Raw genomic sequence first — 16,152 nt, forward strand, 5'->3', positions numbered from 1 at the left:
ATCACATCCAGGATCATCCCCGGACTGGAAGCACCTTAGGCGTTCTCTTCCTGTGACAGCACGAAGTTCTTGAAGCGGATTCGGTCACGCTCGCCATCTCCAATGCTGGAGAAGAGTTCAGCCATAATGCGGTGGAAATGCTTCTGGCGCACACTGTAGAAATTGTGCTTACCATCGCGACGGGCTTCAATCAGACCGGCTACTCGAAGTAAAGCCAGATGATGGCTGACTGCTGGCTGGCTCTGACCCAGGCGCTCGCAGAGGGCAGTCACATGCAATTCCTGATCTTTCATCAGATACATCAGGATACGCAGGCGAGTTTCATCGGCCAACAGCTTAAAGACCTGAACGAGGTCTTTCTCAAGCTGAGTCGACAGATCGGGGAAGGATGAACCTTTTTCGACCAAAGGTTCGGCAACGTTCGAAATCATTATATTCGCTCTCTACTTAAAAGGACCATGACTGAGTGACGCCGATCCATTCGGCGGGTGAAATCAGTCAGGTCAAAATTTTACTATTCCAAATCCATCAGCACCCAGAGTTAACTTGGTGCCTGGAATCAAACACATCGATCAAAAAACCAGAACCACAATCTCAGTTTTCACACCGATTTCGATGAACCCACACAACAATTTATATTGATCTGTTGAGCTCACCTGCAGCAATTCAGCAAGTCTGTTCAAACTTATTCAGCATTTCCTGAGACCATTGCCTTACAGTTGCTCAAAACACTTGCAAGGATTTAGCGATTTCAGATTATCCCATTACATGAAATCTGCCAAACGAACATCAGTATTCCTAAATATGTCGCATGACTGATTGTTTCTCCAACGTATTTTGCAACCTGGAGGACAGTCCGTCAACAACACTCTCGCCACAACAAGCATTTCTCCCAAAAGTGGTAGAAATGTAAATCTCTGTCGTGATTGATGTTAAAACACCTTCATAAACGATCACTGAATTTGTGACAGATCATCTTTTCTGTTCCGACATCGAACTTTAACAGCAGATTGTGTGCCACACATGTGGACACTCTGTTGTGTGGATATGTTCGCTGCCTGTTATGATGCCCTTCTCATGGTCTTTTCACGAGGTTTTTCTTCCCCGGTGGAGCACGTCAGCGATGACAAATATGCCTGAAAAGAAAGCATTCTGCAGCTTACACGGGCTGAATGCAGTCATCACCGGGAGTTCATCCGGTATTGGAAAGGCAATTGCTTTGGAACTTTCTCAAGCAGGGGCCACCGTCGGCTTGCACACCCGAAAGTCGATCAATTCACTTGAGCAAATCCGAAAGACAATCCACTCGCAAGGAGGAACAACGCATATTTTTCAGGCAGACCTGCGGAACAACGATGCGGCCGAAACCTTGGCCGAACAGGCATGGTCAGAAATGGGATCTATTGATATCTGGATCAATAATGCCGGCGTGGATCTCCTCACGACCGAAGAAGCTCGCCTCCCGCCAGTCAATAAACTTGATCTTTTGCACTCCGTTGATGTGCGCGCTACTTACCAGCTTTCCCGCGAGATCGCCACGCGTATGAAATCACGGGGCAGGGGCTGCATTATCAACATCGGCTGGGATCAGGCAGATCGCGGTATGGAGGGAGAAAGCGGTGAACTTTTCGCAGCAGCCAAGAATGCTGTCATGGGTTTTACCCGCTCGATGGCAGTCAGTTTTGCCCCTGAAGTCCGTTTGAATTGTGTCGCTCCGGGATGGATAAAAACCGCCTGGGGAGTGACTGCCAGCCCCGTTTGGCAGGAGCGGGTCATTCGTGAAACTCCCCTGAAACGATGGGGATTGCCAGAGGATATTGCCCGTGCTGTCCGATTTCTGGTCAGCGAGGAAGCCTCTTTTATCACGGGACAAGTGATAAACGTCAACGGCGGGGCCATCCGCTGATACAATTGTTAATCTCAAATTCAGAATCTGCCGAGTTGAATTCGTTTGAACATCTTTTGGAATGACGTGACTTCGTCTTGGAAAAACCTCGTCCACGATTGCTGTTCATCACTGGCAAACTGGCAGAGCATTCGCTTCGTCAGACGCTCATTCCCCTTTCTAAAAAAGCCAATTTTGAATTCGAGATTTGCGTGTTGGGGATCACGGTCGCCGCACTGATGACGACACCATGGATTCTGCGAAAACTCAAAGAATCGCATCTTGAATCTGGTGCATTCGATCAGGCGATCCTTCCGGGATCCGTCGAGGGGGAGTTAAACCCATTGAATGAGTTTCTGGGTTTCCCGGCCATCCGCGGCCCAAAAGATCTTTTCGACCTGCCCGAGTTCTTTGGACACGATCAGAAGTCACCGCCAGATCTCACGCAACATGCAATTGAGATACTGGCGGAGATTAATCATGCCCCCCGACTCTCCCTGGATCAGATTCTGAGGCAAGCGGAGTCTTATCGCGAAGCAGGTGCTGACGTGATTGATCTCGGTTGTCTTCCCGGTGTGGCCTGGCCCAACCTTGAAGCAACGATTCGATCACTGCAAAACCACGGGTTACGACTGTCGATCGACAGTTTCTCACAAGACGAAGTTCTGCGGGCTGTCGCCTCAGGAGTCAAACTGGTCTTAAGTGCCAATTCATCGAATCGCGATTGGGCACAATCCACCGGGGCTGAATTTGTCCTGGTTCCTGATCATCCTCAGAATCTGGAGACGCTGATCACCACGCGCGAGGCATTTGTCAGTTCAGGGACTCCTTTTCGGCTCGACCCCATTCTGGAACCCATCGGATTTGGATTTGGAGAATCCATCAGTCGCTATCGGCAAACACGCCAGCAGTTCCCCGCTGATAAAATGATGATGGGGGTGGGGAACCTGACAGAGATGACCGAAGTGGACAGTTCGGGTGTCAACTTTCTTCTGGCAGCCTTATGTACCGAGTGGCGGATTGAAAGCATCCTGACAACCGAAGTGATCAACTGGAGTCGATCTTCCATTCGGGAGTTTGAGATTGCCCGGCGGCTGACTCATTTCGCAATTGAACAACAACGGGTGCCCAAGCATCTGGGCGGAAGCCTTGTTCTTCTGCGGGACCCTAAACTGAAAGAGCAGGGCGAAGCAGGCCTGGCTCATTTAAGGCAGCTGGTCACAGACCCGAACTTTCGCATTTTTGCCGAGCGGGGTGAGATCCACCTATTTAATCGTGATGGGTACTGGCATGGGAATGACCCATACGAAGTCTATGATCGGATGATCGCCTGTGTGGGAACTTTGACTGCCGAACATGCCTTTTACCTTGGCTATGAACTCTGCAAAGCCAAGACCGCATTAACACTTGGTAAACATTACCAGCAGGATCAATCTCTCCGCTGGGGATTTCTCACCGAACCCGAAATCAGTGCCACAGAACGTCGTAAGCAAGAACGGCGTCAGCAGCAGGATCGATCTCAGGACATGACCTTAGAAAATCAAAGACAGGAGGAACGTCCTGCATGATCCCCCCTGTTGTCATTCCCTTGTCTGCGGAAATGCACCCCCAATTCGTGACCCATCGACTGGCTTCACTCGATGCACTGTGCGTACTCGAAAGTGCTGTTCAACACGCCCATCTGGGCAGGTACTCGTATGTCATGGCCGATCCCTGGTTCTTAAGCGATGAGTACAACGTTCAACCCTCGACAGATCCTTTGAGCCCCATCGCCAAGGTAATGAAGAATCTGCCCTTCGAGCGTCAGCCGGAACTCCCACCTTTTCAGGGTGGCTTTGCCGGAGTGCTTTCTTATGAAGCTGGCCGGGCATTTGACCGCATGCCGTCAGCCAGACATCGCGACTTTCTCATCCCGGATTTCTCGATGAGTTTTTACGATGTCGTTTTTGCCTGGGATCATATTGAGAATCGAGGTTGGTTGATCTCTCAAGGCTGGCCCGAAATCAAACCGGCTGCTCGTGCAACAAGAGCGACAGCGCGGGCCCGACAATTTATGAATTTGCTTGAGCAGAAGGTCACTGATCTAACTCCCCAGATTCCTCCAAAGGGAGACATAAGCTATCGCTCTTTGGAAAGCCTCTCTGCACCGTCGTTTGCATTAGCTGGACACGACAACATCTGGAGTAACTTTCGCAGGGAGGATTATCTTCAGGCTGTAGATCGTGTGATCGAGTACATCCGGGCCGGCGACATCTTTCAGGCCAACCTGACCCAGCGTCTATTGACTCCACAAACCATACCCAGCCTGCAGATCTGGGAGAGGCTCCGTCAGCACAATCCCTCGCCATTCATGGCATTCTGGCAAAGGCCCAAATGGTCGTTATTGAGTGCTTCTCCTGAACGATTTCTCAAGATCGAAAAGCAAAGCGTTGAGACACGCCCCATCAAGGGGACACGCCGGAGGCAAGGTGCTGAAGCGGATTTATTTCTACGCGACGAATTGCGAGAAAGCCGCAAAGATGTAGCCGAGAATGTGATGATTGTGGATCTGCTGAGGAACGATCTCTCACGGGTTTGTCGTGCTGGAAGTGTGAACGTTCCTGCATTATGCGAAGTGGAAACCTATCGGACAGTTCAACATCTCGTGAGTGTTGTCACGGGAGAACTCTCCGAGCCTTTTGACTCCTGGGACGCCTTGCGGGCCTGTTTTCCCGGCGGTTCGATCACGGGGGCACCGAAAGTTCGAGCGACGGAAATCATTGCTGAACTGGAACCCACCACACGAGGCCCTTACACAGGAACATTGTTCTACATGACCCCCGATCTCTGGTGCGACAGCAGTATTCTCATTCGCACATTCATCGCGAGCGAGGGCTGGCTGCAATTGGGAGTCGGGGGTGGCATTGTCGTCAATTCCGACCCGGTTCAAGAGTTCGAGGAGACATTAACCAAAGCCTCCGGAATGCTTGCGGCTCTGACTCGCCCCCATTCGAGCGAGTAAAGACCTATTTGCGCCGAATTGTTCCTTCTGTAGGGCAAGAGATGCTATTTTCGTGATGCCACGTTGACCACCATAGATCGCCGATCGACCACGCCTGATAAGTGCCACATGCTGCTGATCATCGACAATTATGACAGCTTCGTTCAAAACGTCGCCCGCTATCTGGTCGAGCTTGGCCAGAACGTTCGTGTCGTCAGAAATGATGTCCTTTCGATCCAGCAGATCATCGAACTGGCCCCGTCTGCCATTGTCATCTCTCCTGGCCCATGCTCACCTACAGAAGCGGGGATTTCTCTGGAAGTTATCAAACGGCTATCAGGGAAGATTCCCATACTCGGCATCTGTCTGGGGCACCAGGCGATTGGTGCCGCTTTTGGCGGCAAAGTCGTGCGGGCACATCGTCCCCTCCATGGAGAAGCATCAAGCGTCACTCATCATGGCCACGCTCTGTTCCATGGTCTGCCAGAAACTTTTCAAGCTGGCCGCTATCACTCACTGGTGATTGATCATCATGATTTACCAGACGAACTGGAGCCTTTGGCATGGACTCTCGACGCACCTCACGATACCCCCGTGCTCATGGCCGTTGGCCACCGAACCCATGCCACTTTTGGCATGCAATTTCATCCGGAATCGATACTGACACAAGGTGGCCACCGATTATTGTCCAACTTCCTAAGCCTGGCCAAACTCCCATCGTCAAATCATCTTGCCGAATCAAAAGTTGAGTCCCAACCACCGGAAACAGGCAATTCCGTGGCAGGCAGAGCGGCTGTCTTCTGGTGAAAAATGCTTCTGATCGATCCTTCTCAAGATCGTTTCATCGTAAAAGAAACACCATTGGGCGGTCGTCAAACTCTACCTAGATCTCCAATTCTACTTATGCGCCAAAGCGCCCTTAAAGAGAGCAAAACTCAGTCTCCGTCGAGTTCTCTCGACTTTCTCTTCACCGAAGAAACTTCCTGACGTCGGCAACTTTTTCATGAGGCAAGGTTGAGTGGTTGCAGTGCGAATGCTGCAAATCGGATTTGTCTTCGGAGCCGCCCACTCATGCTCTCTTCATGTCTGCACTGTTCGAGCCAGGATTCACAATCCCACTTCTGTTCCAACCCAATCGTGGCCTTCCAGAAGGGCCTGCGATCGATGGGACTGGTTCTGCTGATCTTCATCACAACACAATCGGCCTGGGCACAGTATCCACAGGGAGGACATCCACAGGGAGGGCAGGGAAGTGTGTGGCTGGGCAGCTATAACACAGCACTCCAGGAAGCCAGCCGCACAAACAAACCTGTGCTGCTGCATTTCTCAGCCACCTGGTGCGGGCCATGCCAACAGATGGAGCGGGGTGTCTTTCCTCATCCTCAAGTTCAACAGCTTTTGCGCACTTCTGTGGCTGCTGTGAAAGTTGACTCCGATCAGAATCCACAACTCGTTCAACAGTATGGCGTCCGGGGGTTACCTGCCGATGTCATGATCGATCCTCGAAATGGCAAGGTTCTCCTGCATTCCGAGAACTATCTCGATGTCGGAGCTTACACTTCGATGATTGGCGGAGTGGCTCAAAAATACTCGATGAGCCTGGCCCAGGCTGCACCTGCCCAACGAATGCAGAACAAAGTACCCGCGACACTTCCCGGGAATCAGAATTTTGAGCGGAAATCGGCCCCTTCACAATCGATGGCCAATGCTGATGATGTTGGACTGGATGGATTCAGTCCGGTGGCATTGCAAAGAGCCAGACAATGGATGCGAGGTGACAGCCGTTTCGCGTGGGATCATCAGGGAATCACCTACTTCATGGCTACAGAACAAGAGCTGGCCGATTTCAAACTGACACCCGAACAGTTTGCACCGAAACTTCTGGGATGTGATCCCGTCGTGTTGTGGGACACTACCAAAGCCGTCAGTGGTTCAACTCAGTTCGCAGCGTTTTATGATGACAGTCTCTTCCTCTTCGTTTCTCGCGAATCGCGTGATCGATTCAAAGAGAACCCACGTCGTTACATGCGAACCGAGCAAGTTCTTCGACGGACCGATGTGCAACGTCTCGTTCAGGCCCTGCCCGATGAGTCCTCAGAATCAACTCGTCAGGCTGAAAACCCTGCGAAGACCGAAGTCCGTTAAAACACAAGGCATCGATCGTTAATACCCAGGTGAGATCACACCCCCTCACGTGATCTCACCTGTGTGATTTTTCAGCACCAGATCTGTGCAGACAAGTTCTGCTCAGGCGATCGCCTTCTGCACAGATTCTGAACCGACCTTTTCAGGGAATTCGCACTTCAAAACCACCCTGGGCAGGTTTGGGCAAACGAGCCTGGTACTTCTTTGCCAGACGATGTTGTCGGGAATCAATCGGCACTGCAGATCCCCCGATCAGAACGCCATGAATCTGCGTCCCCTGCAGAAGAATTGAGCCATCAGCAATCACCAGATCGGCTCGCTTACCGGGCGTGATCGATCCGGTCAGCTCACCGACTCCCAGAATCTCGGCGGCAGAAATCGTGATCGCTTTAATGGCCTCATTTTCCGGCAATCCGTAAGCCACGGATGTAGCCGCATGGAACGGTGTATTGCGACTATCTGGTGCCCCATCGGAACGAAACGCAATCTTGACTCCGGCTTCGTGCAAACGCCCGGCATTGGCGTAACAGGCATCAAATGGATCCCAGGAGTGAATGGGCCGCCGGATGACGCCACCCACAATCACAGGAATCTTCCGGGCTGCGAGTTCGTCAGCCAGTTTCCAGGCATCTGCCCCACCGGTAATCACGGCCTGGAGCTTCTCTGCTTCGATAAACAGGAGTGCTTCCGCAATCTGTTTCTCTGTATTGGCTTCGATAAACACCTTCTTCTCGCCAGAGGCATAGGGGATCATCGCCTCCAGGCGCAGATCCCTTTGCGTCAGTAAAGATTCTGGTGATTTCGACATCGCTGCTGCATACGTTCGGGCAGCAGTAAACATCGCTTTCAATTCACGAATTGCTCCCTCATTTGAATCGCCACCTGGCCACTGGATCTGCAAACCCGCATCCCGAAGAAGTGTCATCTCAGCCGATGTCCAGCCCTGGAGAGCAATGATCGAGTTCTGCCCGCTGATGCGACCACCTTGGGGACTCAAACCCGCCAGAGTAATTCCGCCTGATCTTGCGGTGAAAATATGCTCAGAGTCAGGATTCACAGCCGCTGCTGCGGCGAGATCAGGTTGGAACTGACCAATCTCGGAGTAATCCGAAGTGACGGAAAGCTGGCTGATCTCTGTAATTCCGACAGTTGTGCTGGCATCGATCATCCCCGGGAAAACTCGTCTTCCCTGGAGATCAATTCTCGTAATAGACGGTTCGGCCTCAAGCTTCTCACCCAGTGCGAGAATCTTTCCCTCTTTGATGTGAATCATTCCCTGCTTGATTTTCGCTTGATCGACGGGATGAATCTCACAATTGACCAGGAGATATTCGTTGCCCAGATTTTCAGGCCATTCCATCACTGGCAAACGCTTTTCCGCAGGAGGCCATTCTGGTGCCGGAATTTTTTCAGAGGCTTTGGCAGCTACCTCCGACATGACTGCCGGTTGCCTGGATCGATCGAAGTACCACTCGCCACCAATGAACGTCTTCTCGCAACGGGAGAATCCACTCATGGGATGCGTGTTGAAGATCGCAACGTCGCCCAGTTTGCCGACTTCGATGGTCCCCACATGCTCATCGATTCCCAGCTCTCGAGCGGGATTTCTCGTCACAAACTGAAGTGCCACTTCCGGAGGCACATTTCCATGTCTAATAGATTTTGCGGCCTCATGGTTCAGAGCATTGGGAGTGACAGGGAAATCACTCTTGATCACCACACTGGCCCCCGCCTGCAGCAACATAGCCGCGTTGTAAGGGGTGGCATCATAAGCTTCCACTTTGTAGGCCCAGTGATCAGCAAAGGTACTGGTGCTGGCCCCATGGGCTGCAATTTCCGGAGCAATCTTGAATCCCTCAAGGACATGCTGCAGGGATTGAATGCGAATTCCGTGGGAACTGGCAACCCGGAGCAGCATGAGGATTTCATCAGACCGGTAACAATGCGAGTGGATCAGGATCTCGCCAGCCAGAATCTTTGATAAGGCTTCCAGTCGCAGATCGCGCCTTGGTGGAAGAGTTTTGGCCTTTTCTTCTGCAGAGAGCCGATCATAAGCCATCCAGCGGGAGCGATAATCGAGCGATTCGACAAAAGCCCTGGTGATCGTAGCTTCGACTCCCAGCCGCGTATTCGGGAAACGCCCATTTTTGCGTTTCACATTTTCCCCCAAGGCAAACTTCACACCTTGGCGAGAGAAAGGGAAGAGATGATCGTGGGTGGATGCCCCGATCTTCATTTGAACGACCGCGTCCTGCCCGCCGATTGTATTCGCCGAACCATGGAGCAGGCGGGCCGTGGTCAACCCTGTCGCCAGCCAGCGATACGAATCAGGATCTGTACCATCCACAATATCCCGCACACGGACTTCGCAGGTGATCGAGTTGGTGGCTTCATTCACTCCTCCCAGCCCGCGGCCCATCATCATATGGCTGTGCGTATCAATCTGGCCGGGAACGACGAATTGGCCCGTGGCATCAATGACCGTCGTACCATCGGGAGCAGGAATGTCTGTTCCAATCGCCGTGATGCGACCCGCCTGAATCAACACCGCATGACCTGCGAGCGATTGCCCCGTCCCAGTCAGCACAGTACCGCCTTTGATCAGCACGTTTCCACCCGTTGACGGGGGACGTCTTTGACGATCGGCCTTCAGTTCCACGGGAGGCTTTTTGGCAACCGCCACTTTCTCTTGAGCATCTTTTTCGCTTTGGGCGGTCTCCAGATGCATCGGTTTCAAAGCATCTGCCGGTTTTTGTGGTTTCTCATTCTTCGAATCACCCGATTCTTCGATCGTGGTGACTTCAATCGCCTGCAAAGCGGCACTCCCATCGATCTTTGTCGATTGAGGCTTTCGCTCGGCAGTGAAGTCAATCGCTGTTCCAAAGAGCGATTTCAATTTGCCTGTCATCGTGTTGCCACGAACAGTCCCTTTGAATTCCAAGGTCACATCCCGGTCACCAGCCCCAATCGAGACCACGAACTCGACCTCCTGGCCTTTGACCGTCCCTTGTTTAATCCGACCATCTCCCTGTTCACTGGAGAATCGACCCGTCAATCGATCACCCGTCTGCACAATCGATAACGTGGCCATCAGTGAGTTTTCTGTGGCAGTACTCTTCACACGCCACTCACCACTCACCAGCCCTGCGTTGTTCGAATCACTGCCAGTAGCCTTGCCGTCGTCGGCTTTTCCGGACTCACTCAGTGGCTTGGCCTCGTGAGAAAACTCGAAGACCCGGCCTCCAATGACAACATATCGAACCACGCTTTTAGCGTTTGAGATTGGCCCATTGAGAATCGTAAAGTTGGCCAGCTTCCCCGGAGCAATCGAACCCAGTTGCTGTTCTTGACCAAGAATCTGCGCCGGTTCCGAAGTTAACAGGGCAATTGCTTCTTCCTCTTTGAGCCCGCGCTCGATCATTTTCCGAATCACACCGAGAAACTTCTGTGGTTGGTCGCTGAATCTCCGGCTGGAGAGACCCACTCTGATTCCACTGCGAAGAAGTGTTCCTGCCAGATCAAGTTCCTCCTGGTATTCAAGAAGTGAATTTTCCTGAACGTCTTTGGGAGGTTTTTTGCCTCGTCCCGCGAGACCTGCAGGCGACTCTTCGACTTTTGGTGCATCATCGGCATTGAGTGCGAGGATAACCGGCGTCTGTGTCGATTTGAGCAGTTCGATCTGCTGACGGGCTTCTTTACCACCCCAGATGATGACTTTAAGGCCGTGCTCTTCACCCAGTCGAATCGCGCGCTCGATGTCGTTGGCCGTATCCGCAATGATGACCGCCGGCCGCCCCGATTTCTTGAACTCGATCAGCGACTCCAAACCGGCATCTTTGGGTGGACGACTGAGCCCCGGGGTTCCGCTGGCAGCTAATTTCAAATGCTGCTCGTGTCGCATGGCGTCGAGCCAGACCTGACGGAAAAGAGCCACTTGACCCATGACTGTGGATGGATAGACACCAAACGACTGCGGCGAGAATTCAAAGACCTGTCCTGCGCCAGTACCTAACCATTCTTCACGGGGTGGCTTATCGCCCAACTGGAGGAGCACACCCTGGCCACTACAGATTCTCCCCGAAGGCCAGATCGCGACTGTCGTAAAACCCGCTCCGCGTAGCTTCGAAGTACCGGCAAATTCTCGGGGTAGCCGGGACATAACATCGAAATCAGGAGTAAATCCGGTGCGAAGATCACTGGGGAGATGGGCGAGGGAAGTCTGTTCCAGCCCCATTTCCTGCATGGGCATGAGAGGTATATTCTGCTCCAGGCCACTGGGAAGGCCCGCGTTAATCCATCCCGGATAGATGTGCAAACCAGCGGCATTAAGGATCGATGTACCGGGAGGAATCACGCTGTTCTGACTGATATCCGTAATCACACCATCCCGGGAGAGAATCAGCCGGCTCTTTTCAGTCTTAGCCGAAGCGTCGGCCATGACTTTTTCGTCCGGCGTATTGAGATGCCAGATGCCTCCTTCAATGGCTAGCTGCCGAAAGGGATGCGGCACCGCTTCCTGAGCCGTCAGCTGAGCAGTTCCTCCGGTGACGGTGAGGATTAAGCCAGTGAGCAATGCCCGCTGTAGAATTGCTGGTGCGCAGAAAACCCGGCGTTTAAAAACGATGGCGAGAATAGACAAACCCAACCCCTTCTAGAATCGATGAAGACGATACAGGAGAAAGAGTTCGCGCAACTCCCCCAGCTTCAAATTCGTCTACCAGAGAAAATACGACCTCAACCTGAGGGTTTTCCAGTGTGGAATCTGCAATAGAATTGAAAAAGTTCAATCAGGGGCAAGACTTTACGATTGACAGATTCGTAATCGCCGATACCATCAGCTAACAGAAGTCGATTTTCCAAGTCGGCTTAGCAGGTCTATGACCACTGTCTCCGGGTGATCGTCATTTTTGATGTCCCCAATTGTCTGCTGACTCTCACCTCCACACAGCGATGTGTCAGGTTGAGAATCGTAAGTTTTCCGACAGAGCCTTTCTTTGGCGGGTTCTGCCAGAAAATGTCATCGATTCGTGAGCAGATCTTGCAGCTTTGAGTTTTCAAAATCCTTCAGGTTGCATGGCGATTTCAGATGGTGCGATGGAATTGCTGAGAACTGACTCGTGTTCTTTGTTCTAGGGATATGTTGGTTGTTTCCTTGCTGTCTGGATGGTGGTTTTATCCCTGGCTGACGTTTGTTGCCAGATCCATGCAGGTTCAGGGACAGGACATCTTCCATATCAGGCAGCAGATCTGTAGCTGGCGCAGCATATCATCTGCCTGAATGTACTTTTCAGTGGAATTCCGGGATCACTGAAATTCAGCATGACTGGCTATCAGTATTACAGGCAATCGGCATTACAGGAACATCGCTCGATTTGCTGATCAACTCTTCCTCTGGCAGTTGTTTGGCTGTGAGAAATCGCCTCAGTGGTTCTCTTCTGGGTGGTTCTCTTCTGGATCGTGACAGGGGTTAGATAAGTCCGGATCACATGGTTTCTGAACTCTTTCGGAACATGCCAATTCATGATGAGACCAATATTCATTAGATCTGAACTTGAAGCGAACTGCCGATTGTCGATCACCATGAAGACTGTCACACATTCCTGTTCTGCTTAGAGACATTGGTATCGGTATTAAAGATTTGCCTGTGAGCAAATGTTTTCGAAATTGTCATTCACCAGGAAGGCAGGATCCATGCCTCGACTTCCTGACCTCAGTCTGTCGCACGAATCGATCAATGGTGGATCTCCTCCAGAATTCGGGCTGCAGCTCAATTGTTGCTGTGATGTGTACGACTGAGATTACCTCTCGTGCATGTCGACTTTTTGAGATTGAAACTTAGAGATTACGCATGACTGAAAAACGCCCAGGGGCACGACGCCCAACGCGCCGCCGCTCAGACGATGTCGAGAACTCGACTGAGACACCCAAGCCTGTGATTGAAGAGGTTTTTGAGGAAGTCGCAGGGCTCCATCGCGAATTTGATGGCGAGGAACCTCCCAAGCCAAAACGGACGCGGACTCCTCGGGCCACATCGACAGGCTCCCGCAGCGCTGGCGATTCTTCGACCAGCGAATCGGCTCCCCGTGCCGAACGACCTTCACGCCGCAAACCGGTACCGGTCGATATCGAACCAGCGCCCGTAGCCGGGAGTGCCATGTTCTACGATCCCGTCGATGAATCTGACTTCACACCATCGACTCGATCCCGGAAGTCGCCCGACAATGCTGGTGCTGATGCATTCCCAGCGAGCGAAGAGCAACCGGCTGCAACACGGCGCCGACGTGCTCCCTCTCGAAGCCCTCGCGAAACATCAGCAGAATCCAGAACGGATGATGCCCCTAGAACGCAAGATACCCCCAGAGTTCAAAATACTCCCAGAGCCCAAGAAGACAGCGACTTCGGCTCTGGCCTGGATGACGTCGACTCGCCATCAAAATCGGCTGGTGCATCGAGATCTTCGCCCTCGAATGAAGGTGAATTTCCGCCGAGAGATGAAGCCTCTTCCCGCACTCAGCGGCCACGCCGGTCGGCAGCGAGAACTGGTGGCGAAAGATCAAGTCGATACCAGAGTCGCGGAGACGGACCTGCCGACGAACCAACTTCATTCGCACGTCGAGATCGATCAGAAGCCAGTGACAGATCGGAAGCCAGTGACTTTGAACCAGCACCGCGTTCTGGTGAGTCTTCTTCAGAGGCTTACAATCGCGCCGGTGGTGAAGATGAGGGGCCAAGGTCAGGCTCTCGCGATGAGAGCAATTCGGTTGAAAACTTTAATGAATCAGGCTTTTCGGGCGAAAACCCGAACGATGGCACGCCCGCGCGTCGCCATGGTGGATTCAACGAAGGTGATGAGGGAGGCGACCCAAATGATGGAGGTCGCCGTCGTCGCCGCAGGCGCCGTCGTGGTCGCGGTGGCCCAGATGGTGGCCTGCAGGGCCCACAGGCACCCCGCGGACAGTTCGTTCCTCAGGGAAATAATAATCCCCGCGGCCGGAACAACAACAATCGCTCACAAGGTGGTCACCAGCGAAATCAGGGAGGGAATCGTCCCTATGATCAATCGCGACGAGGTCCACAAAATCCTCAGGATCGCAATTACAACTCTGCTCCGCGCGGGCCGGAAGTGATTGAGCCCACCAGTGGCGTGCTCGAATTGCACCCCAAAGGCTATGGATTCCTGCGCGACCCGAAAGCCGGTTATGTCTCGCAGGAAACCGATCCGTTTGTGTCAGCCACCATCATTCAGAAGTTTGGTCTGCGTGAAGGTGTACTGATCCAGGGTGATATGGTTCAGGGCAGCCGGGGGCAGGGCCCGCGTCTGCGAACAACCGAGTATATCGATGGCCGTACACCCGAAGATTACGCACAAATCAAGGGGTTTGACGATCTCACACCAATCAATCCCTTTGAGCAGATCCGCCTTGAAACAGGGCCCACCCCGATCACTATGCGGATCATGGATCTGCTGACACCGATCGGTAAAGGTCAGCGAGCACTCATTGTGGCTCCGCCCCGCAGTGGTAAAACCATGCTGCTGCAGGAGATTGCCGATGCCGTCAGCAAGAATCATCCGGAGATCTATCTGATTGTGCTGTTGATCGACGAACGTCCTGAAGAAGTGACAGAAATGCGTCGTCGCGTGCGCGGGGATGTCATTGCCTCCTCGATGGATCGTGAAGTCGAAAACCATGTTCGCGTCAGCCAGTTGATCTTTGAAAGGGCCAAAAGGCTCACCGAGGCAGGACGGGATGTCTTCATTCTGCTTGATTCGATTACCCGAACGGCCCGCGCTTTCAATAAATGGACAGGGAACACCGGTCGCACAATGTCCGGCGGTCTGGACATCAAGGCCATGGATATTCCCAAGAAGATGTTCGGCCAGGCCCGTCGTTTCGAAGAAGGGGGCTCACTCACTGTTGTCGGGACGGCACTTGTCGAAACCGGCAGCAAAATGGACGACGTGATCTTCCAGGAGTTCAAGGGGACTGGCAACATGGAAATGGTGCTCAGCCGAGACCTCGCAGATCGTCGCATCTGGCCTGCCATCGATGTTTCAAAATCGGGGACACGTCGCGAAGAAAAGATCCTCTCTCCCGAAGTGATGGAGGGGGTGACATTGCTCCGCCGCAGTCTGATTTCTTTGAGCCCCGTGGAAGCGATGGAGCAGATGGTTCGTATTCTCACCAAATACAAAACCAACGAAGAGTTCCTCGCCAAGGTTCGTTCAATCCTCTAACAGGGCTTACCTTGCTCCCGATGGTGCACCAGTAAAAAACTGGTTTCAGATAACAGATAAGCCCGTGTACTGAAGAATTTCAGTACGCGGGCTTATCTTTTGAACACACAGGGAACTGTCACTACCATTTCGTGAATTGAGGAGCTTGATCAAGCTGACCATGAGTGGAAATGGGCTGGCCTTTTCCGTTCAAGAAGGGAGGACGAGCAGGGGCATGAGCTGCAGGATGTCTCCTGGCATCCAATCGCTGGGCACGCTCCAAAGCTTCACGCGCTGCACGCTCCTGAATTTTCCGACGTGCGAGAGTGACCTGTTGCTCATAAGCCGCCGCTGCACTTCGCGATGCTATCGCTTTTACTGGAGATTGATCCGTCGGCAAATCGTTATTCGAAGCATTGGCTGGCGGAATTGTCGCTGGCTCTTGCCCCGCTTGGGAATATGAAACCTGCCGAGTTCGATCGACGTCAGTACCGTTTGAACTGGCAGATTCCGAGTTGCTGCTGACCTGTGTTGGTGGGGGAGGATTCATCGATCCCGCAGGCGTCTGATCTTCAAACAGGAGCGGGAGCGGGCCCAATTCCTGCACCAGATTTTCTGTCGTCACTTTTGGTCGGACGAGTTCCGGGTCATGCTGAAAATGGACGACCTCTTGAGCCAGACTGGTTCCCAGGGAGAGTGCCAGCACAGGGAGCGATAACGACAGGCCGGCGACATTGAACCATGACTGACGCATGTCATTAAACTCCGACTGATCCATGGGGCCTTGAAGAACTCAACAGTTTGATTTCAACGGTGTGATTTCTGAGGCCTGCCGAGATTCCAGCAATTGCTGTCGATACACCTTGCCCCTGAACATAAAAATCGACCATTCGGAGCTGTCGTCTTGAGAAACTTTAACGGTCATAT

General features: G+C 52.6%; 9 protein-coding genes. 6 read left to right on the plus strand and 3 right to left on the minus strand.

Annotated features, from left to right (window positions below; all coding sequences use genetic code 11):
- Positions 1 to 35: 35 nt before the first annotated feature.
- Complete coding sequence (locus PLIM_RS10500; protein WP_013110292.1) at positions 36 to 431, minus strand: ArsR/SmtB family transcription factor; 396 nt, start codon at positions 429 to 431, stop codon at positions 36 to 38.
- A 692-nt stretch (positions 432 to 1,123) separates the two neighbouring features.
- Between PLIM_RS10500 and PLIM_RS10505 the strand changes: the two genes are divergently transcribed.
- The 5 genes from PLIM_RS10505 to PLIM_RS10525 all read left to right on the plus strand — a co-directional run bounded on the left by PLIM_RS10505 (position 1,124) and on the right by PLIM_RS10525 (position 7,010).
- Positions 1,124 to 1,906: an SDR family NAD(P)-dependent oxidoreductase gene (locus PLIM_RS10505; RefSeq protein ID WP_013110293.1), complete on the plus strand. Its 783-nt coding sequence runs from the start codon at positions 1,124 to 1,126 to the stop codon at positions 1,904 to 1,906.
- A 77-nt stretch (positions 1,907 to 1,983) separates the two neighbouring features.
- Entirely contained in the window at positions 1,984 to 3,453 is a 1,470-nt protein-coding gene (locus tag PLIM_RS10510; RefSeq protein ID WP_013110294.1) for a DUF6513 domain-containing protein, read from the plus strand.
- Positions 3,450 to 4,886: an anthranilate synthase component I family protein gene (locus PLIM_RS10515; RefSeq protein WP_013110295.1), complete on the plus strand. Its 1,437-nt coding sequence runs from the start codon at positions 3,450 to 3,452 to the stop codon at positions 4,884 to 4,886. The genes PLIM_RS10510 and PLIM_RS10515 overlap by 4 nt, the downstream gene beginning before the upstream one ends.
- A 108-nt stretch (positions 4,887 to 4,994) precedes the next feature.
- The gene (locus PLIM_RS10520) at positions 4,995 to 5,672 is read left to right on the plus strand and encodes an anthranilate synthase component II (protein WP_013110296.1); all 678 of its coding nucleotides are present in this window, start codon (positions 4,995 to 4,997) and stop codon (positions 5,670 to 5,672) included.
- Positions 5,673 to 6,029: 357 nt separating this feature from the next.
- The gene (locus tag PLIM_RS10525) at positions 6,030 to 7,010 is read left to right on the plus strand and encodes a thioredoxin family protein (RefSeq protein ID WP_196349568.1); all 981 of its coding nucleotides are present in this window, start codon (positions 6,030 to 6,032) and stop codon (positions 7,008 to 7,010) included.
- A 142-nt stretch (positions 7,011 to 7,152) separates the two neighbouring features.
- Here the strand turns inward: PLIM_RS10525 and PLIM_RS22795 are convergent, their stop codons facing one another.
- Positions 7,153 to 11,649 (minus strand): amidohydrolase family protein, encoded by a 4,497-nt coding sequence (locus PLIM_RS22795; RefSeq protein WP_013110298.1) that lies wholly within the window; start codon positions 11,647 to 11,649, stop codon positions 7,153 to 7,155.
- 1,209 nt (positions 11,650 to 12,858) lie between these two features.
- Between PLIM_RS22795 and rho the strand changes: the two genes are divergently transcribed.
- Positions 12,859 to 15,246, plus strand: a complete 2,388-nt coding sequence (gene rho / locus PLIM_RS23680; protein WP_013110299.1) for a transcription termination factor Rho — start codon at positions 12,859 to 12,861, stop codon at positions 15,244 to 15,246.
- Between the two features lie 121 nt (positions 15,247 to 15,367).
- On the opposite strand, the gene PLIM_RS10545 is transcribed toward rho, so the two are convergent.
- Positions 15,368 to 15,979 (minus strand): hypothetical protein, encoded by a 612-nt coding sequence (locus PLIM_RS10545; RefSeq protein ID WP_013110300.1) that lies wholly within the window; start codon positions 15,977 to 15,979, stop codon positions 15,368 to 15,370.
- Between the last annotated feature and the right edge of the window lie 173 nt (positions 15,980 to 16,152).

This window comes from Planctopirus limnophila DSM 3776, assembly GCF_000092105.1.
Taxonomy (GTDB): domain Bacteria; phylum Planctomycetota; class Planctomycetia; order Planctomycetales; family Planctomycetaceae; genus Planctopirus; species Planctopirus limnophila.